At 63.1% G+C, this 24972-nt stretch carries 26 protein-coding genes; 7 read left to right on the top strand and 19 right to left on the bottom strand.

Annotated features, from left to right (window positions below; genetic code table 11):
• Positions 1-23: 23 nt before the first annotated feature.
• From G7A66_RS10905 to xseA, 3 genes are read right to left on the bottom strand one after another with little or no spacing between them, the layout of a single operon-like run.
• Positions 24-977 (bottom strand): M23 family metallopeptidase, encoded by a 954-nt coding sequence (locus G7A66_RS10905; RefSeq protein ID WP_332310540.1) that lies wholly within the window; start codon positions 975-977, stop codon positions 24-26.
• Positions 974-1177 (bottom strand): DUF2093 domain-containing protein, encoded by a 204-nt coding sequence (locus G7A66_RS10900; protein ID WP_174295691.1) that lies wholly within the window; start codon positions 1175-1177, stop codon positions 974-976. Before G7A66_RS10900 ends, G7A66_RS10905 begins: the two co-directional genes overlap by 4 nt.
• A gap of 24 nt (positions 1178-1201) precedes the next feature.
• The gene (gene xseA / locus G7A66_RS10895) at positions 1202-2704 is read right to left on the bottom strand and encodes an exodeoxyribonuclease VII large subunit (protein ID WP_174295690.1); all 1503 of its coding nucleotides are present in this window, start codon (positions 2702-2704) and stop codon (positions 1202-1204) included.
• On the opposite strand from xseA, the gene purD reads away from it, so the two are divergent.
• Positions 2703-4004 carry a phosphoribosylamine--glycine ligase gene (purD, locus tag G7A66_RS10890; RefSeq protein ID WP_174295689.1) on the top strand — a complete coding sequence of 434 codons (1302 nt, stop codon included), beginning with the start codon at positions 2703-2705 and terminating at the stop codon, positions 4002-4004. The two genes, xseA and purD, sit on opposite strands and share 2 nt — an antisense overlap.
• Before the next feature lie 46 nt (positions 4005-4050).
• Here purD and G7A66_RS10885 read toward each other — a convergent pair whose 3' ends face one another.
• Positions 4051-5061 carry an adenosine kinase gene (locus G7A66_RS10885; RefSeq protein ID WP_174295688.1) on the bottom strand — a complete coding sequence of 337 codons (1011 nt, stop codon included), beginning with the start codon at positions 5059-5061 and terminating at the stop codon, positions 4051-4053.
• A 136-nt stretch (positions 5062-5197) separates the two neighbouring features.
• Between G7A66_RS10885 and G7A66_RS10880 the strand changes: the two genes are divergently transcribed.
• Positions 5198-5887, top strand: coding sequence for an EI24 domain-containing protein (locus tag G7A66_RS10880; protein ID WP_174295687.1), 690 nt, complete (start codon positions 5198-5200; stop codon positions 5885-5887).
• A 184-nt stretch (positions 5888-6071) separates the two neighbouring features.
• The gene (locus G7A66_RS14645; protein ID WP_408609260.1) at positions 6072-6329 is read left to right on the top strand and encodes a hypothetical protein; all 258 of its coding nucleotides are present in this window, start codon (positions 6072-6074) and stop codon (positions 6327-6329) included.
• A gap of 2 nt (positions 6330-6331) precedes the next feature.
• Here the strand turns inward: G7A66_RS14645 and G7A66_RS10870 are convergent, their stop codons facing one another.
• From G7A66_RS10870 to G7A66_RS10820, 11 genes are all read right to left on the bottom strand, one after another.
• Positions 6332-6616, bottom strand: coding sequence for a hypothetical protein (locus G7A66_RS10870; protein ID WP_174295685.1), 285 nt, complete (start codon positions 6614-6616; stop codon positions 6332-6334).
• An 85-nt stretch (positions 6617-6701) separates the two neighbouring features.
• Positions 6702-7055, bottom strand: a complete 354-nt coding sequence (locus tag G7A66_RS10865) for a HesB/IscA family protein (protein WP_174295684.1) — start codon at positions 7053-7055, stop codon at positions 6702-6704.
• Positions 7056-7099: 44 nt separating this feature from the next.
• Positions 7100-7615: an SUF system Fe-S cluster assembly protein gene (locus tag G7A66_RS10860; RefSeq protein ID WP_174295683.1), complete on the bottom strand. Its 516-nt coding sequence runs from the start codon at positions 7613-7615 to the stop codon at positions 7100-7102.
• Positions 7615-8844: an aminotransferase class V-fold PLP-dependent enzyme gene (locus tag G7A66_RS10855; protein WP_174295682.1), complete on the bottom strand. Its 1230-nt coding sequence runs from the start codon at positions 8842-8844 to the stop codon at positions 7615-7617. Before G7A66_RS10855 ends, G7A66_RS10860 begins: the two co-directional genes overlap by 1 nt.
• The gene (locus G7A66_RS10850) at positions 8841-9599 is read right to left on the bottom strand and encodes a SufD family Fe-S cluster assembly protein (protein WP_408609266.1); all 759 of its coding nucleotides are present in this window, start codon (positions 9597-9599) and stop codon (positions 8841-8843) included. The genes G7A66_RS10855 and G7A66_RS10850 overlap by 4 nt, the downstream gene beginning before the upstream one ends.
• Complete coding sequence (gene sufC, locus G7A66_RS10845; protein ID WP_174295680.1) at positions 9596-10339, bottom strand: Fe-S cluster assembly ATPase SufC; 744 nt, start codon at positions 10337-10339, stop codon at positions 9596-9598. Before sufC ends, G7A66_RS10850 begins: the two co-directional genes overlap by 4 nt.
• A gap of 49 nt (positions 10340-10388) precedes the next feature.
• A complete protein-coding gene (locus G7A66_RS10840; protein ID WP_174295679.1) occupies positions 10389-10910 on the bottom strand; it encodes an endonuclease domain-containing protein in 522 nt (173 codons plus the stop codon).
• Entirely contained in the window at positions 10907-12442 is a 1536-nt protein-coding gene (sufB, locus tag G7A66_RS10835) for a Fe-S cluster assembly protein SufB (RefSeq protein ID WP_174295678.1), read from the bottom strand. The genes G7A66_RS10840 and sufB overlap by 4 nt, the downstream gene beginning before the upstream one ends.
• Positions 12439-12921, bottom strand: a complete 483-nt coding sequence (locus G7A66_RS10830) for an SUF system Fe-S cluster assembly regulator (RefSeq protein ID WP_174295677.1) — start codon at positions 12919-12921, stop codon at positions 12439-12441. Before G7A66_RS10830 ends, sufB begins: the two co-directional genes overlap by 4 nt.
• Positions 12922-13052: 131 nt before the next feature.
• Complete coding sequence (locus tag G7A66_RS10825) at positions 13053-14903, bottom strand: DUF885 domain-containing protein (RefSeq protein WP_232366812.1); 1851 nt, start codon at positions 14901-14903, stop codon at positions 13053-13055.
• 73 nt (positions 14904-14976) lie between these two features.
• Positions 14977-15951, bottom strand: a complete 975-nt coding sequence (locus G7A66_RS10820; protein ID WP_206675169.1) for an AraC family transcriptional regulator — start codon at positions 15949-15951, stop codon at positions 14977-14979.
• 275 nt (positions 15952-16226) lie between these two features.
• On the opposite strand from G7A66_RS10820, the gene G7A66_RS10815 reads away from it, so the two are divergent.
• The 3 genes from G7A66_RS10815 to G7A66_RS10805 all read left to right on the top strand — a co-directional run bounded on the left by G7A66_RS10815 (position 16227) and on the right by G7A66_RS10805 (position 20981).
• Positions 16227-17297: a quinone-dependent dihydroorotate dehydrogenase gene (locus tag G7A66_RS10815; RefSeq protein ID WP_174295674.1), complete on the top strand. Its 1071-nt coding sequence runs from the start codon at positions 16227-16229 to the stop codon at positions 17295-17297.
• A gap of 10 nt (positions 17298-17307) precedes the next feature.
• Positions 17308-19071, top strand: a complete 1764-nt coding sequence (gene ggt / locus G7A66_RS10810) for a gamma-glutamyltransferase (RefSeq protein WP_174295673.1) — start codon at positions 17308-17310, stop codon at positions 19069-19071.
• 62 nt (positions 19072-19133) lie between these two features.
• On the top strand, positions 19134-20981 hold the full coding sequence (locus G7A66_RS10805; protein ID WP_174295672.1) for an AMP-dependent synthetase/ligase: 1848 nt from the start codon (positions 19134-19136) through the stop codon (positions 20979-20981).
• Here the strand turns inward: G7A66_RS10805 and G7A66_RS10800 are convergent.
• From G7A66_RS10800 to G7A66_RS10785, 4 genes are all read right to left on the bottom strand, one after another.
• Entirely contained in the window at positions 20978-21547 is a 570-nt protein-coding gene (locus tag G7A66_RS10800; RefSeq protein WP_174295671.1) for a hypothetical protein, read from the bottom strand. The two genes, G7A66_RS10805 and G7A66_RS10800, sit on opposite strands and share 4 nt — an antisense overlap.
• Before the next feature lie 56 nt (positions 21548-21603).
• Complete coding sequence (locus G7A66_RS10795) at positions 21604-22131, bottom strand: hypothetical protein (RefSeq protein WP_174295670.1); 528 nt, start codon at positions 22129-22131, stop codon at positions 21604-21606.
• Between the two features lie 96 nt (positions 22132-22227).
• Positions 22228-23265 (bottom strand): sulfur carrier protein ThiS, encoded by a 1038-nt coding sequence (gene thiS, locus G7A66_RS10790; RefSeq protein WP_174295669.1) that lies wholly within the window; start codon positions 23263-23265, stop codon positions 22228-22230.
• Between the two features lie 17 nt (positions 23266-23282).
• On the bottom strand, positions 23283-23672 hold the full coding sequence (locus G7A66_RS10785) for a MerC domain-containing protein (RefSeq protein ID WP_174295668.1): 390 nt from the start codon (positions 23670-23672) through the stop codon (positions 23283-23285).
• Between the two features lie 129 nt (positions 23673-23801).
• Between G7A66_RS10785 and G7A66_RS10780 the strand changes: the two genes are divergently transcribed.
• Complete coding sequence (locus tag G7A66_RS10780) at positions 23802-24926, top strand: COX15/CtaA family protein (protein ID WP_232366811.1); 1125 nt, start codon at positions 23802-23804, stop codon at positions 24924-24926.
• Positions 24927-24972 lie beyond the last annotated feature (46 nt).

Genomic DNA, 24972 nt, shown 5'->3' with positions numbered 1-24972 from the left:
CAGGTGGCTCTTCCGGCGCTCGCCTATGGCATCGGTCCTGTGAAAAGCAGCGGGTCGAGCCGGGCGTCACGCCATTTGAGACTCCAGTGCAGATGCGGCCCCGTGGCCCGGCCGCTTGAACCGATGTTGCCGATATATTGCCCCTGCCTCACCCGGTCACCTTCGCGGACCGCTATATCGGACATGTGCAGGAAGGCGCTGTTCAGCCCCATGCCGTGGTCGATGATGAGCAGATACCCTTCCAGTGAGAACGGCCTGTCCGTGGCCAGCGTGACGACTCCGTCGGCGGGAGCGACGAAGGGCGTCCCCGATTCGCCGGTCGCTATGTCGATGCCGGAGTGATAACTTCCGGGTTCGCCGCGATAGATGCGCTGGCTGCCGAAACGCCCGGAGATCCGGCCCGCTACCGGCCAGATGAAATTCTGCCGCCAACCGTCGCTCGGCGCATCGACTGCGCGGGCCGCGACGATCTGCGCCAGTTCGGGGCGGCGAATCCGCATGAAGCTTTCGCTGGCCCCGCCAGCGCGCCGGGCGACATTCACCCTCTCGATGTTCCAGTCGCGCGGGGCGACCGTGAGCGGGCTTTCGATGGTTCGCCCGTCGGCAAGCGTGGCAGAGAGGGTCGCCACCGGCCCGCTGTCCCGGTCAAAAGCCGCGAAGAAGCGCCCTTCCCGATCCAGAACCAGTTCCTGATCATCAAGCCGCGCGGACACCGCACCTCCCGGTGCCTCGCCCCGTAGCCAGCCGCCCTGTTCAAGCGCACCATCGAAAACAAACGCTTCCGGACGCGCGGGTGTGGCCGGCACCGCAAGGCGGATTTCCGGAACGGGCGGCTGCGAGCGTGCCGGCTGCATGTCTGCCGTATTGCGCACCGTTTCAGGCGGAGCCTGCCCTGCCGGAACTACGCTGCACCCGATAAGGGCAATGGCCACTGCGCTTGCCAGTGCCGCCTGCGTGGCGGCGGATTGGCCGGTCACGCCTGCTCCATCAGTCGCCGCGTCGCGATCTCGGGGCTGGCATAGGCCTCCTGCCGCTCCACACTCCAGTAACGCAGTTCTTCCAGCGGAATCGGCTCGCCGGTAACGGCGCAGAGTACGAAATGTCCCGGCCGCATGACGCGGAAATCGTTGGGACCGAAGGCGAGTTTGGCAGGTTCGCTGCCCGATGACATCAACATGGGAATGCTTCTAGCAAAGCTGCTTCATCCGAACAAATCATCCTGCGCCGCTGCGGACGCTGATTTGGCACGTTTTGCCTTGCGCGATGGAGGCAGGGGCGCGCTCGGCTGAGGCGGATCGGCATGGGCTTGCGGAACCACCGCCAGCGTACCGTCGGCGAACTTGACCTCGAGCAGCGGCTGCGTGGCTCCGACCGTGCGGGATCGAACCAGACGACCGTCCGCATCCTTCACCAGCACGAAGCCGCGCTGCAGCGGCGCTTCGGGGTCGAGTGAGGCGTAAAGTCTCGCCAGCGCATCGAAGCGTTGCCGGTCGCCGGCAAGGCGGCGCTGCGGAAGCGTGGGCACCAGACGTGCCGCCGCCAGCCGGTCCCGCGCACTGGTCCAGCGCGCACGCAGCAGCGGTCCACTGAGCTTGGCGCTGTCGCCCTGCAGCCTTTCGCGTGCCTGCACGGCACGGTCCTTCAACCCGCGCTTCAGCCGCTCGGCCATCTCGTCCAGACGTTGTGTCTGCGCCTGCAACAGCGATTCGGGCCGGGGCAACCGACCGGCGCGAGCCTCCAGCCGCTCACGCCCCAAGGTGACCGGACGCGATGCGCAGCGCTTCTTGCGATGCGCCAGATCGTCAATGGCGGCCTGCAGTTCACTTCGGACGGGCACCGCGATTTCGGCTGCAGCCGTCGGCGTCGGTGCGCGGCGGTCGGCGGCGTAGTCGCATAGAGTCGTGTCGGTTTCATGGCCGACCGCGCTGATGATCGGAATGGTGCTTTCCGCGATGGCGCGGACGACCATCTCGTCATTAAAACCCCAGAGATCCTCTACCGAGCCACCGCCTCGGGCGACGATGACGAGGTCTGGTCGCGGCACCTTCCCTCCCCGCTCGATAGACGAAAAGCCGCGCACAGCATTCGCCACCTGCTCCGCTGCGCCCTGCCCCTGCACCAGTACCGGCCAGACGATCACATGGCTTGGGAAGCGATCCGCCAGCCGGTGCAGAATGTCACGAATTACGGCGCCGGTGGGCGAAGTGACCACGCCGATGGTCTGGGGCAGGAACGGCAGCGCACGCTTTCGCGCAGGATCGAACAGCCCTTCCGCTTCCAGCCGCAACCGTGTCTTTTCCAGCAGGGCCAGCAAGGCGCCCTCGCCCGCGATCTCCATGCTGTCGATCACGATCTGGTATTTCGAACGGCCCGCATAGGTCGTGACCTTGCCGGTCGCGACCACCTCGATGCCGTCCTCGGGCACGAACGGCAGCGCCCCGGCGGCACCCTTCCACATGACCCCGTCGATGACGGCCTTGTCGTCCTTCAACGCGCAATAAAGGTGACCCGATGCCGCGCGCTTCACGCCCGACAGTTCGCCGCGCAGGCGCACATGGCCAAATCTGTCCTCCACCGTGCGTTTCAGCGAGGCGGAAATCTGGGTGATGGTCAGCGGCTCGGCGTTGTCGCCCCGGCGCGAGCGCGCTACCAGCCCTGACTGTTCGGGTTCACCCTTGGACTCGAAAAGCGGAGGCTGAGGCATGAATATCCTGTTGCTGGGATCGGGCGGGCGCGAACATGCGCTGGCATGGAAGCTGGCGCAATCCCGTTTGCTGTCGGAAACCGGCGATAGGCTTTATGCCGCGCCGGGCAACCCCGGCATCGCCGATCATGCTGAACTGGTGAAGATCGACGCAGGCGATCATGCCGATGTGGTTCGTTTCTGTGACGAAAAGCAGATCGGCATGGTGGTCGTCGGGCCGGAAGCGCCGCTGGTGGACGGCCTGGCCGATAGCCTGCGCGCGGCAGGAGTTCGCGTGTTCGGCCCCACCGCAGCGGCAGCCCAGCTGGAGGGCAGCAAGGGCTTCACCAAGGATCTGTGTGCCAGAGCAGGTATCCCGACTGCGAAATATGTTCGCGCCAGTACCCTGCAGGATGCATTGGCGGCACTGGGCGGCTTCGAAGCGCCTTACGTTCTCAAAGCCGATGGCCTCGCCGCTGGCAAGGGCGTCATCATCGCAGAGACCCGTGCCGATGCCGAAGCCGCGCTTGCCGACATGTTCGATGGCAAATTCGTCGATTCGGCCTCAGACACAGGCGCGGAAGTGGTCGTCGAGGAATTCCTGAAGGGCGAGGAAGCGAGCTTCTTCGCGCTTACGGACGGGGCAAGCATCATGGCCTTCGGCACGGCTCAGGATCACAAGCGGGTCGGGGAAGGGGACACCGGCCCGAATACCGGCGGTATGGGAGCCTACAGCCCCGCACCGGTTCTGGATGCCATGCGCCGGGGGGAGGCGCTGGAGCGGATCATCGCCCCGACGGTGCGCGCCATGGCCGATGCCGGAATGCCCTATTCAGGCGTGCTCTATGCCGGATTGATGCTGACGGACGAAGGGCCGAAGCTGATCGAATACAACTGCCGTTTCGGGGATCCCGAATGCCAGGTGCTGATGATGCGCCTGCAATCGGACCTCGGCGAATTGATGCTGGCTTGTGCGGAAAACCGCCTCTCGCGCAGCGAAGCCGCGCGCTTTTCCGCCGAAACGGCGCTGACCGTGGTGATGGCGGCCGACGGCTATCCCGGAACCCCGAAAAAAGGCGGCAGTATCCGTCTTGACGGAGCGGGTGGCGAGGAGGTGAAGATCTTTCACGCCGGCATCGCTCGTGATGAACATGGCGGTCTCGTTGCAAATGGCGGGCGGGTTCTGAACGTCAGCGCAAGGGGCGCGAATGTCACCGCCGCTCGGCAGAAAGCCTATGAGGCGGTCGACGCGATCCATTTCCCCAGTGGCTTCTGCCGCCGCGACATCGGCTGGCGGGAAATCGCGCGCGAGGCGGAATGAAGCACCATTCCCCGCCGCACCTGGCGGCGGGGAATGGCCCAATATGTCAGGCGAGCCGCTTGGCGACCAGTTTCTTCAGATCGGCTTCGGGCCGCGCCCCGTAGTGCGAAATGATTTCCGCGGCCGCCACGGCTCCCATGGTCAGGCACTCTTCCGGGCTGCGCCCCTTGGCGTGGCCGGCCAGGAAACCGGCTGCGAAAAGATCACCCGCTCCGGTCGTGTCCACGACCTCGCCAACAGCTTCGGCATCCACGCGGCAGGTCTTCCCTTCGGTCACGACTACCGCACCGTTAGGCCCGCGCGTGGCGACCAGAACCGGCACCTTGCCCGCCAGGTTCGCGAGTCCGTCGTCGAAGCTTGCCTTGCCGGTCAGAGTCGCCAACTCGCTCTCGTTGACAAACAGGATGTCGATCAGCCCGTCTTCGATGAGATTGCGGAAGTCATCGCCATGCCGTTCGATCACGAAGCTTTCGCTGGCGGTGAAGGCGACCTTGCGTCCGGCGTCCCGCGCCACACCAATGGCCCGGCGCATGGCGGCGCGCGGTTCTTCCGGATCCCAAAGATAGCCTTCGAGATAGAGGATACCAGCGCCGCGAATGGCATCTTCGTCAAGCGCGCTGGCCGGCAGATATTGCGATGCGCCGAGAAAGGTGTTCATCGTACGCTCGCCATCGGGCGTCACGAAGATGAGGCAGCGGCCCGTCGGCGGATCGCCTGCGCACGTATCGGTGCCAAAAGCGATCCCGGCAGCACGGATGTCGTGACTGAACACTTCCCCGAGCTGATCGTCGGCCACCTGGCCGATGAACTGGCACTTCATGCCCAGCGCGGCGAGGCCGGCGAGGGTATTCGCGGCAGAACCGCCCGAAATTTCGCGGGCCGGGCCCATCGCTGCATAGAGCTGCGTCGCGCCATCGGCATCGATCAGGGTCATGCCGCCGCGGTTCAGGCCCAGTTTCGCGATCAATGCATCCTCGCAAGGCGCCATGACGTCGACGATGGCATTGCCGATCGCGATGACGTCATATTCGGGCGCGCTGGTATCCTGCTGGTTCATGGAAATTCCTCGGGTTGATCTGAAATATGCGCCCGCCTAGCCGCTTGGCCGATCATCGCCAAGGGGCTGCGGAACGGATGCATCCGGTCAGCGCGATTGACTTGGCAGGGCGGGCGCTGGAATGGATTGCTTTAGCATGATGTCGCTTCCTTCATCCTTCGGCCTGGCCCTGTCGCAACTGGGCGATCCCCGTATTCTCCGGGTGCTGGCGAAAAGCGTGGTGGTAACGCTGATCGTCTTCGTCCTGCTGGGCATTGGCGGCTATTATGCCCTGGCAGCCTTGTTGGCGAGCTGGGGTATCAGCAGCAGCAGCGCCATCGGTGCATTGGCCGCGCTGCTGCTGACCATCATCGGCGGCTGGTTGCTGTTCCGACTGGTCGCCCTGGCCGTGCTGCAATTCTTCGCGGACGAGGTCGTCCTCGCCGTGGAGCAGCGCCATTATCCGGAGCATGGCCGGACTGCTCGCGCGATCGGCCTTTCAGAAGAACTCGGCCACTCTGCCCGGGCAACCCTGCGGGCCGTGCTGGTCAATGCTGCGGCTCTGCCCTTTGCGCTGGTCCTGCTTGCCACCGGCATCGGCACTGCGATCCTGTTTCTGCTTGTAAACGGCTGGCTTCTCGGCCGCGAACTGCAGGACATGGTCTGGTTGCGCCATCGCCGCCACGAGGGCGAGACTGAACCGATACCGGCGATTACCCGTTTTATGCTGGGAATTACAGTGGCAGGGTTGCTTGCGGTTCCGTTCGTCAATCTGCTCGCGCCGATCCTAGGTGCGGCCGCCGCTACCCATCTCGTCCATCGCCGCAAGAAGGTTACAGATGCTTAAAGTTGCCGCCCGATCCAAATTCCTTGTCGCAGCCTTGTTGCCAGCGCTTGCCGCCTGCGCAACCGCGGTGCCGCAAGCCGGGCGGCCTCAGGGTGCCATGCGGCCCGTGGTGCGGACACCTGCGGTGCGTATACCCCCGACCCAGCCCGCCCCTTCGGCAACCGGTTTCCGGCCTGCGAGGGTCATGAATCTGCCCGGCCTCGACGGGATCATCGGTGCCGAGCGCAGCGGCTTGCTGGCGCGGTTCGGTCAGCCGCGCCTTGATGTAGTGGAAGGCGATGTTCGCAAGCTGCAATTCGTTGGCACGGCCTGCGTGCTGGACGTGTTCCTCTACCCGCCTGCACCGGGTGCGGAGCCGCGCGCGACCTATGTGGATGCCCGCCGGTCAAGCGACGGGCTCGATGTCGATCGGGCAGCCTGCGCTGCTGCTCTTCAGCGCTGAACCTACTGAAATTCGAACAGGTTGCGGCCATCGGCAGCGACCGTCTGCTGCGTCCGCCGTTTGGCTTTAAGTTCTGCTTTTCCCCTCACGATTCGCAGCCTCGCGCCTCGAGTAACCTTCACCACTGCTCGAGATGCCGACAGCCGGGGGCTCGCCTTCGCGACTTTCTTCACCTTGCTCGCCTTGCCCTTGCCCCCGCGAACATTCTCGGACGTATTTGCGGCGTGAGCCTGCGGGGAAAACAGGGCGACAGCGCAGGCGGCGACGGACAGGAGAAAGGCTCTCATGCCCGACAAACGCGCCAATCGGTCAAGGTTTCCAGATAGTTAGAGTAAATAGCGCGTTAACCATGCGCAATTGCGGAGCCGCTGGTCAGACCATGAAGCTTTCGCCGCAACCGCAGGCACCTTTGGCATTGGGGTTTTCGAAAGTGAAACCCGCGGTGAAATCATCTTCGACCCAGTCCATGACCGATCCGACAAGATAAAGGACGCTGGCACCGTCGATGTAGAATGTGCCGCCGGGTGTGACGATCTTCTCGTCGAAAGCGGCTTCCTCGGTGATGTAATCGACCGAATAGGCGAGACCGGAACAGCCCCGGCGAGGCGTCGACAACCTGACGCCCACCGCATCATCGGGAGCCTTCGCCATCAGATCGGCCACGCGCTGTTCCGCTGCCGGAGTCAGAGTTACCGCTGCAGGAATGGATCGAGTCTTTGTAGCCATTTCGGTTAACTCCTTCTGCTCATTCTGCGCCGTATCGGTGATAATCACAGCATCCCAAGTTCGAGCCGAGCCTCGTCGCTCATCTTCTGCGGATCCCATGGCGGATCCCAGACCAGCACGACTTCGGCGTCGCGTACTCCCGGCACGCTGCCGGCGCGCAATTCCACTTCTGCCGGCATGGATTCGGCCACGGGGCAATTGGGTGTAGTCAGGGTCATCGAGACGACCACATCGCTATCCGGCGACACATCGACGCCATAGATCAGGCCGAGATCGTAAATATTGACCGGAATTTCAGGATCGTAGATTTCCTTCAGCGCATCGATCACCGCGTCATAAAGCGGGCCGCCCGGCTCGCCCGCGGGCGTGGTGTCCGGCTTTTTCTGAAGAAATCCTTTGAGGTAATCGCGCTTGCGCTCCATCGTCTCGCGCGGGCTTTCCACATCATCGTCGATAACGTCCGAAACCCGGGCGCGGGGCGGCTTGGGAGGCGCAACGACCTGCTCGTTCGGAGCAGGCGCCGCGATGTATTCTCTCTTCTCGTCGTCAGACTGGTCCATCAGCCGAAAATCCTCTTGGTCCGTTCGATGCCGCGCAGCAGGGCCTCGACATCGTCTTCGTCGCTGTAAAGGCCGAAGCTGGCCCGCGCCGTAGCAGGGATGCCCAGATGATCCATCAGCGGCTGCGCGCAGTGATGCCCGGCGCGAATGGCGACATCCTCTTCATCCAATATGGTGCCGAGATCGTGCGGGTGAACCCCGTTGATGAGAAAACTGACGATCCCGGCGCTGTCCTCGGGGCCGAACAGGCGAATGTCGTTCATCGCGCGCAATCCGTCGCGCAATTGTCTGACGAGGGCATGCTCATGCGCCGCGATCTCTTCCACACCGATCGCTTCGACATAATCGACCGCTGCGGCAAAGCCGATTGCTTCGGCGATAGCAGGGGTGCCAGCCTCGAAACGTTGCGGTGGCGGGGCGTAGGTACTGCCGCCGAATGTGACCTTCTCGATCATCGCGCCGCCGCCTTCCCACGGCGGCATCGATTCGAGCAGCTCGCGCCGGCCCCAGAGCGCGCCGATGCCCGTCGGGCCATAGAGCTTGTGCGAGGAAAAGGCGTAGTAGTCGCAATCCAATGCTGCGACATCGACAGCCATGCGCGGCACCGCCTGGCACCCGTCGAGCAGCAGCTTCGCGCCGACCGCATGGGCCAGATCCGCAGCGCGGCGGGCGTCGAGCGTCGAGCCCAGCACATTGGAGACATGGGCGAAGCTGACAAGCTTGTGCTCGCCCGTCAGCATCGCTTTCGCTGCGTCCAGATCGATGCGGCCGTCTTCGGTGATCGGGCAGACATCGATGGCGAAGCCGGTGCGTGCCGCCAGCAATTGCCACGGCACGATGTTGGAATGATGCTCCAGTTGTGACAGCAAGATGCGGTCGCCTGCGCGCAGATTGGCCGCGCCCCAGCTTTGCACCACAAGGTTGATCGCTTCGGTCGCGCCGCGCGTGAAGATGAGTTCGTCCTCCGCTCCGCCTACGAATTCCGCCACACGGCGGCGAGCGGCTTCGTAGCCCAGCGTCATCTGCGCGCTGCGGGAATAGACGCCGCGATGCACGGTCGCATAGTCACGGCCCAGCACGCGAGCGACCGTGTCGATCACCGCCTGCGGCTTCTGGCTGGTCGCCGCCGTGTCGAGATAATGCCACGGCTTGCCATCATTGGTGACGAGGCCGGGGAAGTCCTGCTTCCGGCTGATCGTACGCGGCTTGATTGCGGCTGCCTGGATCATGCCCGGTCGCCAAGTGCAGCCAGCGCCGTTTCAAGCAAGCGGTCCCGCTCTGCTTCATTTTCCAGCGTCACGAATGCATCCGCCAGAAAGGCGCGAATGAGCAATTTCTGCGAAAGCTCAGGCGGGATGCCCCTCGCGGCCATATAGAAACGCGCCGCTTCGTCCAACTGCCCCACGGTCGCGCCGTGATTGCACTTCACGTCGTCGGCAAAGATTTCCAGCTGCGGCACGGCATTGGCGCTGGCACCCTTGTTGAGCAAAAGAGCCTTGAAGTCCTGTCCTGCATTCGTCTTCTGCGCATCGCGAACCACATCGATCCGGCCGAGGAAATTGCCCGTGCCGCTGTCCCAATGCACGCTCCGTACAGTCTGGTTCGACGTCGCGCCGGGTTCGTCATGAGCGACGCGGGTCACGAATTCCCGAGTCGTGTTTCCGCCGCCCAGCGTCACGCCGCCGAATTCGAAATGCGCGCCCTGTGCAAGTCGCACAACCACCTCCACACGGCCCAGCCGACCGCCGGCATTCACGGCGAACAGTTCGCAGCGTGCGCCCTCGCCGATTTTCACGCGCAGGCGTCGCAGGTCCGTTCCGCTATCGCCCTCAATGACGATGCACTCGCAGAAGCTTTCGCCGGCAGCGACATCGATGTCGCGCCAGTTCTCGAACGTGCCGTGATCGAGATCGACGAGCGCATTCACATCGGAATAGCGCCAGTCCTCGTCGCGGCGGGTCGGGGCCAGGGCTGGTTCCATCAGGCCGCCACCGCTTCGTAGCCTTCGCTCTCCAGCGTTACCGCCAGATCGGCACCGCCGGTCTTCACGATACGGCCCTTGGCCAGGACATGCACGAAATCGGGCTTCACCACGTCCAGCAGGCGCTGATAATGGGTGATCAGCAGGACCGCCTTGTCGGGCGCACGCTGCATGGAATTGATACCGTCACCAACGATGCGCAGTGCATCGATATCAAGGCCGCTGTCGGTCTCGTCCAGAACGGCCATCTTCGGCCCCAAAATGCCCATCTGAACCATCTCGGCGCGCTTCTTCTCGCCGCCGGAGAAGCCGACATTCACGTTCCGCTTGAGCATCTCCATGTCCATCTGCAGCAGCGCAGCCTTCTCGCGCGCCAGCTTCAGGAAATCGCCGGCGGACAGCGGTTCCTCGCCCCGGCTCTTGCGCTGGGCGTTCAGCGCCTCGCGCAGGAATTGTACGTTCGAAACGCCGGGGATCTCGACCGGATATTGGAAGCCCAGGAACAAGCCCAGCGCAGCGCGTTCATGGGGATCCATGTCGAGCAAATCCTTGCCCATGAAGCTCACCGAGCCATCCGTCACTTCGTATCCGGGGCGCCCGCCAAGCACATAGGCCAGCGTGGACTTGCCCGCGCCGTTCGGGCCCATGATGGCGTGGACCTCGCCCGCATTCACTTCCAGGTCCAAGCCGTTCAGGATCTGCGTTCCGCCCACTTCGGCGTGAAGATTGTCGATTTTCAACATGTCGTTTTCCGAATTACCTGTTCTGATTCGCCGGGCCCTCGTTCCGCAATCAGCGGATGGAGCCCTGGCGATTGAAGTCGCGGCGCGGTGCGTTCTGGCTGCGCTCTCCGCCGCTAGCCGGACCGGCGATCTGCGGCCGTTCGAACGGTGCGCGAAGTTCGGTCAGGATCTCTTCGCAGACGGCGTCGATCTCCTCCATCACCCGCTGTTCGGCGAAGCGCATCACGCGCACGCCAACGGCAGTCAGCTTGCGGTCGCTCAAGGCCTCGATCGCGGCCTGCGCCTCATCTGCGGAGGTGATCTCCACCACCAGCCAGCGCGGCCGGCAGGCGAAATCGACGATGGCCGATCCCATCACCACCTGCGGGCGGAAGTTGAAACTGCCGAGCTTCGAATCCTTCAGCCGTTCCCACAGTTTCGCCTGCGCGTCGGTAGGATTGCGGCGCATGTCGCGGGCCCGTTCCTTCAGCGCCTTCGCCCGCGCATCCGAGATTTTCCAGGCGCGGATCGCATCCTGCGGCGACATGGGGGCGTCGGATTTGGCCGCGCCGAGTGTCAGGGTCGATTTCATCCGACGCTCCCTTCGAGGCTGATGGCGAGCAGTTTCTGCGCTTCCACGGCAAATTCCATCGGCAATTGACGCATGACGTCCTTTGCGAAGCCGTTGACGATCAGTGCCACGGCCTCTTCCTCGTCCAGCCCGCGCTGCATGGCGTAGAACAACTGATCGTCCGAGATCTTGCTGGTGGTCGCCTCATGCTCGATCTGGGCCGAGGGGTTCTTCACCTCGATATAGGGCACGGTATGCGCCCCGCAGCGGTCGCCCAGCAGCAGCGAATCGCATTGCGTGAAATTTCGCACATTGTCGGCATTCGGACCCACGCGGACCAGCCCGCGATAGGTATTATCGCTCTGCCCTGCGCTGATGCCCTTGGATATGATCGTCGAGCGCGAACCCTTGCCATTATGGATCATCTTGGTGCCGGTATCGGCCTGCTGGTGATTGTTCGTCAGCGCGACGGAGTAGAATTCGCCCACGCTGTCCTCGCCGTTCAGCACGCAGGACGGGTATTTCCAGGTAATCGCGCTGCCGGTCTCCACCTGAGTCCAGGAAATCTTGGACCGGTCGCCCTGGCAAAGACCGCGCTTCGTCACGAAATTGAAGATCCCACCCTTGCCGTCCTTGTCGCCGGGATACCAGTTCTGGACGGTGCTGTACTTGATCTCGGCATCTTCCATCGCGACCAGTTCGACCACGGCGGCATGCAGCTGGTTTTCATCGCGCATCGGCGCGGTGCAGCCTTCCAGATAGCTGACATAGCTGCCTTTTTCGGCGACGATCAGCGTGCGTTCGAACTGGCCGGTATTTTCCGCATTGATACGGAAATAGGTCGACAGTTCCATCGGGCAGCGCACGCCTTCGGGGATGTAGACGAAGGTGCCGTCGGAAAAGACCGCGCTGTTCAGCGTCGCGAAGAAATTGTCGCGCTGCGGCACGACCTTGCCCAGCCATTTGCGCACGAGATCGGGATATTCGCGGATCGCCTCGCTGATCGAGCGGAAGATGACGCCCGCTTTCTCGAGTTCCGCGCGGAAGGTGGTGGCAACCGAGACGGAATCGAAGACCGCGTCCACGGCCACTTTCCGTGCGCCTTCGACACCGGCAAGGACTTCCTGTTCGGCAATGGGAATGCCCAGCTTGTCGTATACCGCCTTGATCTCGGGATCGAGTTCGTCGAGGCTTTCGAGCGAAGGCTTCTTGCGCGGTTCGGCGTAATAGAACGCGTCCTGATAGTCGATCGGATCGACCTTCAGCTTGGCCCAGTTCGGCGCTTCCATGGTCTGCCACAGGCGGAATGCCTTCAGGCGCCAATCCAGCATCCATTCCGGTTCGTTCTTCTTGGCCGAAATGAAGCGGACGGTATCTTCGTTCAGGCCCTTGGGCGCGAAATCCTGCTCGATATCGCTGGAGAAGCCGTAGGCGTAGGTTTCCTGCGCCTTGGCGGCATCGCGCGCGGCCTGATCCTGCACGGGCTTCTCCGCCCGTTCGTCAAGGACAGTGGTGCCGTTCTCGGCATCGAGCAGAGTGGTATGTTCGTTCATCGTGTCATTTCCATCCTGGCGGGCGAACCACCATGGCTTCTTGCTTCAATCGCAGGTGCCTGAAGATCGGCGAGGCGGGTAAGCGGGATACCGGCCAGGGCATCGCGCATAACGGCATTCACCATCGGCCAGTGCGGACGCACGGCGCAGCTGTCCTCCATCCCGCAATCGCGCTTGCCGCCTGTCGCCGTGCCGCTTTCCACACATGCGGTAAGGGCAATCGGCCCTTCCACGGCCTCGACGATATCGACAAGGGTAATGGCAGCGGCGGGGCGCGCGAGTTGTAACCCGCCCTTTGCGCCGCGCAGCGACCTCAGCAAACCTGCTGAGACCAGCCGGCTGACCAGTTTCTGCACCGTAGGGGCTGGAAGGCCGGTTTCCTGTGCCAGTTCCGCCGCGGAGATGCGCGCAGAACCGCAATGGCGCGCGGCGGCGCTCATCACGACAACGGCATAATCCGCAAGATTGGAAAGACGCATGAAGCCCTCTCTGTGAATTCAGAGCAAATCGCTCCGAATTCACCTAAGAAGGGGTCGCCAGCCTTTCAACGCTAAACCGCTTGTTGCGAGTCGTTAGCATTTCTGCGGGTTTGCGGGTCTGTGGCTAACGTTCAAGCCTGCTCGGCAGCGATATAGGCTTCGACATTTTCCTCGAGAATATCGAGCGGCACCGGTCCTGTTTTCAACACGGCATCGTGGAATTCGCGGATGTCGAACCGGTCGCCCAATTCGGTGCGGGCGCGTTCGCGCAGTTCCATGATCTTCAACTTGCCGATCATGTAGGCCGTCGCCTGACCCGGATAGACGATGTAGCGTTCGATGGCCTTGCGAATATCGCCATCGGGATTGGGCGTATTGGTCTTCAAATAGTCGATCGCCCGCTCCCGGCTCCAGCGCTTGGAATGGATGCCGGTGTCGACCACCAGCCGCGCCGCGCGCCACAATTCCATGCCGAGGCGACCGAAATCGGAATAGGGATCGGTGTAGAACCCCATGTCCTTGCCCAGTTCCTCGGAATAAAGACCCCAGCCTTCGGTATAGGCGGTGACGCCACCGAACCGGCGGAAGGCCGGCACATCGCCCAGCTGCGTCTGGATGGATAGCTGCAGGTGATGGCCGGGAAGGCCTTCGTGATAATACAGCGCTTCCAGCTCGTTCCTGGACATGTCCTCAAGCCGGTAAAGATTGACGTAATAGGTGCCGGGGCGCGAACCGTCGGGTGCCGGGCGCTGGTAGAATGCCTTGCCCGCGCTCTGTTCGCGGAATGCTTCCACGGCTTTCACCTGCAGCGGATCGGTCGGCAATACGCCGAAATAGCGCGGCAGAACGGCGGCCATGGCCTCATCCTTTTCCTTCACCGCGGCAAGGTAGTCCTCGCGATTATCGTAGAAGAACTGCGGATCGGTGCGCACATATTCGAAGAATTCCTGCAACGTGCCTTCGAAGCCGACCTGCTGCATGATAGCGCGCATCTCGCCGTGTATCCGGTCGATCTCGCGCAGACCGATGTTATGGATCTGATCCGCCGTCAGGTCGGTCGTGGTGTAGTTGGACAGCAGTGCGTCGTAATATTGCGCACCCTGCGGGAAGCGCCAGACGCCGTCATCGGTGCCCGCCATGCCCTGCTGTCGCTGCATTTCGGCCAGGAGACGAGTGTAGGCAGGCGCGGCCGAGCCGGTCCATGCCGCAGTCGCCTGTGCGATCAGATCGGCCTTGGTCGCATCCGCGATCGACAGCTTTCCGACCTTGCCTGCGAAATCTTCCAGAACGGCATTGTCCGTGCCGGCGCTCAACAGATTGTTTACGTCGGAAATTACATAGGGATAGACCCACTTCGGCGGCATGACGCCAGCGGCGGCGCGTTCCCGCGATTCGGCAATCAGCGTGTCGAGACCGGGGCCGATGCCCTGAATGCGGCTGATGTAATCACGCGCCTGGCTTTCGTCTGCAACCGAGTGGATGTTGATCAGAAAAGCCGGAAGCTGGCTCTGCGCCCCATTCATCTGGTCGAAAACATAGCCATATTCGCGATAGGGGAAGGTGGCGGCGCTCCGCTGCGCCATGGCGTTGAACAGGCGATAGCTGAGAGCATCCTGCTGGGGCAGTTCGCCAAGCTCGTAAGCTGCCTGCATGGCGTCGGCAGAGTTCTGCAGCAGGCGTTCCTCGCGCAGTTCGGCGGCATCGCTGAAATCACCCCAGCGGCCGTAATCCTCGTCACGGATCCCGCGATAGGCCTTGCTGAGCGGCGAAAGTTCGAGCTGCGCCGAATCGTAATTTTCGAAAAAGGTGCCGATGTCGGCTGTGGGGCGGACGACCGGCGTGCCGGTGTCGGTCGCGGCCACGGGGGTGACGAGCGGAGCACTGCCTGTGGACGGCGTCGTCGCGCAGCCCGCCAGGGCAAAGGCCAGGACGATGCCGGAAGCGGCAGGAAATTTCGCGGAAAAGGTGGATTTAAGAGGCAAGACACTCTCCAGAGTAATTTTATCTTGCGTCCTATCTGCCAAAGCGACGGGTGTTTGGCCAGCCACCCCGTTCCTACCTGCTCTCCTGACCATCGCCCGACGCCTTGCCCTCGGCGATCAGATCATCCGGCAACCCCACCTGCACCTCACGCAAATTCCGGCGATGCAGCACTTCGCGCAGAATTTCTGTGTCCGACCCGGCGAACCGCGTCGGCGTTCGCCCGGTAAAGTGGCGAATTTCGCGAATCATGTGCGACTGATCGTAGAAACTGTCGGCAATATGCGTAGCCGCAGCCTCGGGCAGGTCGGGGGAATTGAGCAACATGGCAGCGCGCAGCGCGCGATATTTTCGTGCCAGTGCTTGCGGGCACAGGCCGAAGTAGCGTTCGCAAAGACGTTGCGTCTGCCTTCGAGAGTACGAGGTCAGCGCATAAAGCTGCTCCACAGGCGGATGAAGCGAGGTGCCGAGCCACTTTGTGACCTGATCGATCAGTTCCATGTGGCGCCTGTTCGGGGGCGACATTCTGTCGGCAGCATAGGCCGCCAGTTCCTGCCCGCATTCCTCGCCCGAAATCTCGCCTTTGCGGTATTTCTCGGCAAGTTCGGCGCCGATCTGTTCCGCCCCATCCAGCCAGTCAGATGCAGGCAGCAGCCGATTGGAATATTCGCAGGCGGACAGATCGGTCAAAGCTGCCCAACCCAAAGGCAGCAGCGCAAGGCCGATCGCGTGGAACGGCCCGTCAACGGTGAAGCTGGCCGCTTGCGAGGTGGGCGTGAGCAGGTTCAACTCATGCGATTGATCCTCGATGCCTTCGGCAAATCGCATCGTCCCCCTGCCCCAGGGGAACAGTGTCAATTGGCCGATCGCGGCGGGTTGCATGTCGCGGATCTCCGCATCGTCGCAGCGAAAATGATATAATGTTGTCACATAGGAAAGTAAAGATTGCGGCGGCGCGTAATAATCGAGCTTTATGCGAGAGGAATCGGTAAGCGGCAGAGAATGGTCGTCTCCGTGCGAGCTTACATTTCCGGTTCCGTTCGACGCCATTTACGTGACCGACCTGTCCATGAACAAAAAAAGACGGTCCTCGGATTAACGAGAACCGTCCTTCAAGTCGAGGAACTCTTCACATTACTGTGCCGAGCCCTTCGGGTCGCAAGGTCCTGATAGCGGGATTCGCTCAGCAACGATTGTATGGAATCGACAAAACTTGCCGGTTGCATCCATTTTCGACCTTTCATGACGGAAATTTGTCAGGCGGATCTGCAGGTGGCGCTCCGGCCATATCGACATCGCGCGGCTCAGGCCGCATAGGCCAAGCGATGTTCTATGGCTTGCTGCGCCCCGCATTGTTCAGGCTCGACCCCGAACGGGCCCATACCCTCGCCCTGCGCGCGCTGCGCCTGCGTCCGCCCGGTCCCCGTGCTCCTGTGGGGAAGCTCGCGACGAAGGTTGCGGGGCTGTCCTTCCCCAATCCGGTGGGAATGGCGGCGGGGTTCGACAAGGATGCGCTCGTCCCCGACGAACTGCTGGGGTTGGGATTCGGCTTCGCCGAAGTGGGTTCGATCACGCCCCTGCCCCAATCCGGCAATTCGCTGCCTCGCCTGTTCCGGCTGACGCAGGACAGGGCGGTGATCAACCGCATGGGGTTCAACAATGGCGGAGCCGAACCGGCGGCGGAACGGTTGCGCGCGCGGGCCGCACTTGCCGAGTCCGGGTCGCGTTCTCGGGGCGGCGGCATCGTCGGCGTGAATATCGGCGCCAACAAGGATTCTCCCGACCGCATTGCCGACTACGCGCGTATGGCCGGGATCATGGCGCCGCTGGCATCCTATCTGGCGGTCAATATCTCCAGCCCCAATACGCCAGGATTGCGGGCGTTGCAGGACGAGAGCGCGCTGGTCGGCCTGCTGGATGCCGTCATCGCCGCCCGTGACGAACACACTGATGATGGCACCAGGCCGCCGATCTTCCTGAAGGTCGCTCCGGACCTCGCGCCGGCCGATATCGACGCGATTGCCCGTATCGCGATGGACAAGCAACTCGGCGCGCTGATCGTCGCCAATACCACGTTATCGCGCGATGGGCTCACCAGTCCGCGCAGGGAAGAGGCCGGTGGGTTGTCGGGTGCTCCGCTGCGGCAGATGGCGCTGGACCGGCTGCGCGACTTTCGCAAGGCGACCGGGGGTGCGCTACCACTCGTCGGCGTAGGCGGGATCGCCAGTGCGGAAGATGCCTGGGAGCGAATTTGCGCCGGTGCCAGTCTGGTCCAGATATACAGCGCCATGGTGTATGAGGGGCCGGGGATCGCCCGCCGCATCGCCAGAGGACTTGAGCGGCTGATGGAACGCGACGGCTTCGACACGATTGAAGCCGCGGTGGCAAGCGAGTAGCAGGCGCGGCATGTTTCGCCTTTCCGCTTTCGCACTCGCCATTCCGCTGGCACTGTCCGCCTGCACCACCAGCCCGCCAGGAACCCTCGCTCCGCGGACCGGAGCCATCGACTCTGCCGTTGCGCCCTTGGGTACGGTCAGCGCGGCCGACCCGCGCGCGGAGGATGCCGGGTTCGCCATACTGGCACAGGGCGGCAGCGCGAGTGATGCCGCCATCGCGGTCATGCTGGCCCTGACGGTCGTGGAACCGCAGAGCAGCGGGATCGGTGGCGGTGGATTCATGCTGCATGGAACGCAGCAAGGTGCTGTAACCAGCTTCGATGGACGCGAAACCGCGCCTTCTGCTGCATCCCCCGACTGGTTTCTGGGGGCGGATGGCGAACCCCTGCCGTTCCGCGAGGCCGTGCTGAGCGGCTTGAGCGTAGGTGTGCCCGGCAACATCGCGCTGGCCGCGAAAGCGCATGCCCGCTTTGGCAGGCTCGAATGGGCGGAGCTGTTCGCGCCCGCGATAGCGCTTGCGCGCGATGGCTGGGTCGTAAACCGCCGGCTTGAAAGCTCGCTGCGGGACAGCGCGACCCGCGGCAGTGCCGATCCCGCCGGACGCGCCCTGTTCTACGATGCGGCCGGAGAGCCGGTCGCCACTGGCACGCGTGTGACCAATCCCGCGCTTGCGACAACGCTGGAAAGAATCGCTCGGCTGGGGCCGCAAGCCTTCTACGAGGGCGAGCTCCCCATGGCGTTGGCAGCGAAAGTGTCCGCAGCGACGCCGCGCTCTGGCGGCATGACCGCCGAGGATATCGAAGGCTATGCGGCCAAGGAGCGAGAGCCTATCTGCGGATACTACCGCTCATATCGCATCTGCGGCATGGGGCCGCCCTCGTCAGGGGGCATCGCCGTGCTGGCCATGCTCGAGCAGCTCGAGCAATTCGACCTTGGGATGCTTGGACCCGATTCACCCACTGCCTGGCACCTGTTCCTTGAATCGCAGCGCCTCGCCTATGCCGACCGGGAGCTCTACCTCGCCGATCCGGACTTCGTGCCGGTTCCGACCGCGGGGCTGATCGACCCTGCCTATCTGGAGGCGCGGGGGCGGCTGATTGATCGTGATACGGCGCTTGAAGAAGCCCTTCCCGGCGTTCCTCCATCCGCACCGCTGGCCCAGGCCGATGGCGACGAACCGGTGGAGAATGGCACGTCTCATTTCGTCGTGGCCGATGCGGACGGAAATGTCGTTAGTTACACCTCGACCGTGGAGGGCGCTTTCGGTTCGGGTCTGCTGTTCGGCGGTTTCTACCTCAACAATGAACTGACGGATTTCAGCTTTTCGCCAGACATCGACGGTGTTCCCGTCGCCAACCGGGTAGAGGGCGGAAAGCGCCCGAGATCGTCCATGGCGCCGACGCTGGTCTACGATCCGCAAGGCGCGCCATTCCTGCTGATCGGGGCAGCGGGCGGATCGACCATTCCGGTTCAGGTCGCCCGTTCGATCATCGGCGTCATCGATTTCGGCCTGCCGCTGGACGAAGCGCTCGGCCTGCCGCTGATCATGGCCTATGGCGATTCCGTGATAGTCGAGGACAATACCGTCTTACTGGCGATGATCCCCGCCCTTCAAGCGTTGGGCCATGAAACGATCGCCGCCCGCACTCCGCCGTTGAAGGCGAATGCTGCGCTGCGAACCGCGCAAGGCTGGCGATCGGCCCGCGATCCGCGCCTGGAAGCGATGCTCTCGACAGAGCCAGCAGCACCAGTGGAAGGCGCTACCGCCGACTGAACCTTGCCGCAAACCGGTGCTGTGGCTAACACCCGCCGGTTCAAGCCGCGCTAGACGGCGGGATGGAGCAGGAGATTCCAGTGCAGCTGGCCGATTTCGACACATTTCCCAACCTTGTATCGCTGTTCCTCGACCGCGCGGAACTGCGCGGAGACGCACCCTTCCTGGTGGCGAAGAAGGATGGCGTTTGGGTTCCACTCAGTTGGAACCAGGTTGCGGATCAGGTCTGCCTGCTGGCGCAAGGCCTGCGCGACATGGGGCTGGTCGACGGCGACCGCGTAGCGTTGGTTTCGGAGAACCGGCCGGAGTGGTGCATCGCCGACCTCGCCATCATGGCGGCGGGTTGCGTCACCGTCCCCGCCTACACCACCAACACCGAACGCGATCATGTGCATATCCTCGACAATTCGAGTGCGCGGGCGGTCATCGTTTCGGGCGCGAAGCTGGCCAAGCCCCTGCTGCCGGCGATCATGCGGACCGGCATTGCCGAAGACCTCATCCCGATGGAAGGTTTGCGCCAATATCAGTCGGGCGGGCTGCGGTTCCACGATTGGGCAGCGCTCACTTCAGGCGATGCCGCGCGCGCGCGCGCAGCGGTGCGGGCGCGGATGGCGACGATCGGGCGCGGAGATACCGCCTGCATCATCTATACCAGCGGCACGGGCGGTGCCCCGCGCGGGGTGATGCAGCATCATGGCGCCATCATGTGCAATGTGCATGGCGCTGCCGAAGTGATCGCGCAGGATTTCAAGTGGGAGAAGGAACGCTTTCTCAGCTTCCTGCCCCTGTCCCACGCCTATGAACATACCGGCGGGCAATATCTGCCGCTCGGCCTGGGTGCCGAAATCTATTATGCCGAAGGTCTCGACAAGCTGGCCAGCAATATCGAGGAAGTGCAACCGACCATCATGGTTGTGGTGCCGCGCCTGTTCGAAGTGCTGCGAACGCGCATTCTCAAACAGGTGAAGCAGCAGGGCAAGGCTGCCAATGTCCTGATGAACCATGCGCTGCGGATCGGAGGTAACCGCGCGCGGACCGGTCGGACACCGCTGCTGGACAGGCCGATGGATGCGGTGGTTGGCGCCATGCTCCGCCCCAAGATCCGCAAGAAGTTCGGCGGCAGGTTGAAGGCCATGGTGTCGGGCGGCGCGCCGCTCAATCCCGAGGTGGGCACCTTTTTCGATGCGATGGGCCTGACGCTCCTGCAAGGTTACGGCCAGACCGAGGCTGGCCCCATCATCAGCTGCAATCGCCCTTCTGCCGGGATCGCGATGGACACGGTTGGGCCGCCCTTGCGCGGCGTGGAAGTGCGGATTGCCGAGGATGGGGAAATCCTCTGCCGCGGCGAGTTGGTGATGCATGGTTACTGGCAGAACCCTGCCGAAACCGCGCGCGTCCTGCAAATCGACCCCGCCACGCCGGGCGATGCGCCGTGGCTCCACACGGGTGATATCGGCCATTTCGACAAGCGCGGCCGCATCAAGATCACCGATCGCAAGAAGGACATGATCGTCAACGACAAGGGCGACAATGTCGCGCCGCAAAAGATCGAAGGCATGCTGACGCTGCAGCCCGAGATTGGACAGGCGATGGTTGCAGGCGACAGGCGCCCCTATCTGGTCGGCCTGATCGTGCCAGATGCCGAGTGGGCGCAGGATTGGGCGGCTGCTAACGGGCAACCGGCCGATTTGGCCACGCTGAAGGAACTGTCTGAGTTCAGGGCTGCGGTTCGAGCCGGCATCGACCGGGTGAACGAAGAATTGTCCGTGATCGAACGGGTGCGGCAGTTCGCCTTCGCGGATGAGGAATTCGCGATAGAAAACGAACAGATGACGCCCAGCCTGAAGATTCGCCGCCACAAGATACGCGACATCTACGGCGACCGGCTGAACGCACTCTACAAGCGTTAGACCGTCTGGGGCGCGGTAGCTTGCTTCACCTCGGTGGTTTTCGCGGAGCCCGCTGCCAATTTCCTGTTCCGGCAATCAGCTCGGACCTGACCAAGCTGGCTCCGCAGGTCATTCTGCAGCTTTTCAAGCTCTCCCAGCTGCGAAAGCATGTCCTGCCAGCCCAGCGGTCCGTAGCTGCGCGCCTTCTCTTTTCCGCCCGTGAAATCAGTATGCCGCAGGACCGCCTTGCCCTGAGTGAATTCGAAAACCCCGTGCGCTAGCGCGCAGCGTTGATCCATTAGTTTCTCCCACTCCGCAAGGCGCCCCCGCACTGCCTTCCCACCCCCGTTCAGTTCGTGCTGTTCGATCAGGTTGGACAGGACATTGAGGCGTGCTCTCGCACCCACATGGCGTGCATTTTTTGGAAGGGTCACTCCGGCACTCTCGATCGCCAGCAAGGCTTCGTGAACAAGAACCTCGCAACGGGCGAAAAGATTGAGCATTGCTCCGCGCCAGATTGTGGCAACGTGGATCAGTTCGGCGGGGCTCGGGGGCTTGCCAAGCGGCAAAAGGAGAGGCGCGTTCATCCAGCAGGACTGACATACGACCGGTTAAAGAGCGGTTGCTGCCAAACGGCCTCGGCTTACACTTCTTCCAACGCAATGAATTCGGGAAAGAAGCCCGGTTCGCGGCTCGACCAGCCCGGTGCGGTTGCCGCGGTTTCGCTGATGGACTGGAGCAGTTCCCGCCGCCAGGCCGGGCGGATCTGCGGCAGTGCGGCGGCGCCGCAGAAGGCCGCCGGCAACCACGGGCGCGCCTCTGCGCCGAGTAGCCTCTCATACAGGAAGCGGAAGGCGGAGAAGCAGGTCAGGCGTTCCTGCGCCAGGTCTCTTGCGGCTAGGGCGATCAGGCGACCCAGGAAGCTCTCCACGCCTTCGATCTCTCCGCCGAAAGGAATGGCGTCCCGCAGGTTTTCCAACCCGCGATAGGCGAGATGCTGGCGGCGAATGTCGCGGTTCTCGTCTGCATCGCGTGCCCAGCGCCTGAAGGCGTCGTTCCGGCAGAGGGCAACGTCCAGACTGCGGCGAATAAAGCGTTGCTCCGCAGGCGCAAAGCTTGCGAATTCACGCATTTCAGCGATCGTCAGCGAGTAATTACCGGTCGTCTCCATGATCCCGCTCCATTGTGCAGAATCAGTTTCGCCGAATAAGGTTAAGGGCCGGTAACCACGATCCAGCGCTGGATGCCTAAAGGTTGAAGACGCTTTCTAGATCAGTCCGGCGAGCGGACTGCTCGGGTCGGCATAACGGCGCGTGGCCATCCTTCCCGACCGGTATGCCTCACGCCCGCTTTCTACCGCCAACCGCATCGCGCGGGCCATGCGGATCGGGTCTTTCGCTTCGGCAATGGCCGTGTTCATCAACACGCCGTCGCAGCCGAGTTCCATCGCTACCGCCGCATCGCTGGCGGTTCCGACCCCTGCATCCACCAGCACGGGAACGCTGGCTCCTTCTACTATCAGGCGGATCGTCACTCGGTTCTGAATGCCGAGGCCCGACCCGATGGGCGCGCCCAATGGCATGATCGCGACCGCGCCAGCGTCTTCCAGCTGTTTCGCGGCAATCGGATCATCGGCGCAATAGACCATGGGCAGGAAGCCTTCGCCGGCGAGGATTTCAGTCGCTTTCAGCGTCTCGCGCATGTCGGGATACAGCGTGCGGGCCTCGCCCAGCACCTCCAGCTTCACCAGATCCCATCCGCCCGCTTCGCGCGCGAGGCGCAATGTGCGGATTGCATCCTCTGCATTGAAGCATCCCGCCGTGTTCGGCAGATAGGTGATCTTCGCCGGATCAATAAAATCGGTCAGCATCGGTGCCTTGGGATCGGAGACGTTCACGCGGCGCACAGCGACGGTCACGATCTCTGCGCCGCTCGCCTCCACGGCAGCGGCGTTCTGCTGAAAATCGCGGTATTTGCCCGTGCCGACGATCAGCCGGGAGCGGAAGGTGCGGCCAGCGACGGTCCAGCTATCGTCATCCTCGGTGGAAGACTCCCCGCCGCCCACGAAGTGCACGATCTCCAGCACATCGCCGTCGGAGAGCGCAGCCGTGCCTAGAGTGGATCGCGGTGCAATCTGTCCATTATGCTCCACGGCCACCTTGGCCGGATCGAGCTCCAGTTCCTGTGCCAGTTCCGCAACAGTCGCGGCGGCCGTGCGGCGGACGTCGCCATTGACGGTGACGGATATCACGCGCTGGGCATGATCGGCGGAGGTCTGTGGCGAGGCTGGTTCGGGGGCGTTCATGCCCTGCGAAATAGCGTTCAATGCGCCGCGCGCAAGTTCAGTATGTGGCCCAATGACACGAGCAGCACGCCGATAATCGTCAGGACCGCTTCCTCCACGCCATGAGGCACGGCCAGTGCTCCGCCCATGAAGGAAAGACCGGTCATGGCCGTGACGAAAGGTGCCGCCCGGCGATGGCGCAGCGCTCCCCAGCCGATTGCCACGGCGGCGATGACCAGCGCCACCGCAAGGCCGAAGCGGTGGATCCAGGGGGCAAAGAAAAACTGCCCCCCCAGGCCCAAGGCCGAAACGATGAAAATGCTGGCAACGCAATGCACTGCGCAGAGGCCGGACAACCAGATGCCGGCACGGTCCATGTGTCCCTTGGCCCGATCAGGACGCTGGGCAGTATTGCCGGTATCACTCATGCCCTCTTTGTATGTAACATTATCACATTGCGCAAGTGCTGAAATATGTAAGCTGGCACTTTCGTTGCGAGCTGAACAACGTGGGCGAAGGGTCTTGCGCTTGGGCGCGACCGGCCGCATTTAGGCTGCATGGCTGCAACCCACGTCATGGACGAACGCGACGTGCCGTCCGGTCAGACGACCGGCACATCCGTTCTGCGGCCCATCGCGATCGCGAACTGGCTGCTTACCGTCGCTGCGCTGGTCGTTGTCATGGTCGTGATCGGCGGCATCACGCGCCTGACCGAGTCCGGCCTTTCCATTACCGAGTGGAAGCCCGTCACCGGAGCCCTGCCGCCATTGAGCGAAGCAGCCTGGCAGGCGGAATTCGCCGCCTATCGGCAGATCGGCGAATATCAGCAGGTGACCGGCCCCGCGGGCATGACGCTGGCGGACTATAAATTCATCTATTTCTGGGAATGGGCGCACCGCTTCATTGGGCGGCTGATCGGCCTCGCCTTCGCTCTGCCGCTGGCTTGGTTCTGGATTCGCGGTGCCATTCCTGCAGGATATCGGTCGCGCCTGGTGGCCCTGCTGGCGCTCGGAGGGCTGCAGGGCGTTTTCGGCTGGTTCATGGTGCGGTCGGGCCTTTCGACACAGATGACGGATGTCAGCCATTTCTGGCTCTCGATCCATCTGCTGACGGCGCTGTTTACCCTCGCCGGGCTGGTCTGGACGGCGCTGGATCTGCGCCTGCTGGCAAGGGGCCGGCCCCGCGCCTCGCTGACCGGCTTTTCCCTTGCGGTAAGCCTTATATTTTTCCTGCAGTTGCTGCTGGGCGCCTGGGTTGCGGGCCTGAATGCCGGGCTGGCTTCGGACAGCTGGCCGCTGATGCAGGGGGGCATCGTCCCCGAATACGATACTTCGCGCGGCTTCTTTCACGCGCTGACGCACGATCCTTTCCTGCTGCACTTTGCGCATCGCTGGTGGGCCTTCGTCGCTGCGATTGCCCTCTTCATGCTGGCGCGCCGCACGAAAGCAGGCGGCGAGGCAAGCGGGCGATCGGCATCCATCGCGATAAATGCTCTGCTTGGAACGCAGATCCTGCTGGGCATCGCCACGGTGACGTCAGGTGTGGCTCTATGGCTCGCCGTGGCGCACCAGATGGTGGGCGCACTGCTGGTGGCAGCGGCCGCCTGGGGCGCGCACATCGCCGGAAGGCAGAGTCGCAAAGCAGCCGATCACAAGAGCCTCCCACCAGCGCCTGCAACATAGAGGTATCATTATACCTCCTCGCAAAAGCCCGCTCTGCTTGACTTTA

Source organism: Alteripontixanthobacter muriae, from assembly GCF_013336795.1.
Taxonomy (GTDB): domain Bacteria; phylum Pseudomonadota; class Alphaproteobacteria; order Sphingomonadales; family Sphingomonadaceae; genus Pseudopontixanthobacter; species Pseudopontixanthobacter muriae.
The sequence above is the reverse complement of the archived record's forward strand: the minus strand, read 5'-3'. Positions and strand labels throughout refer to the sequence as shown.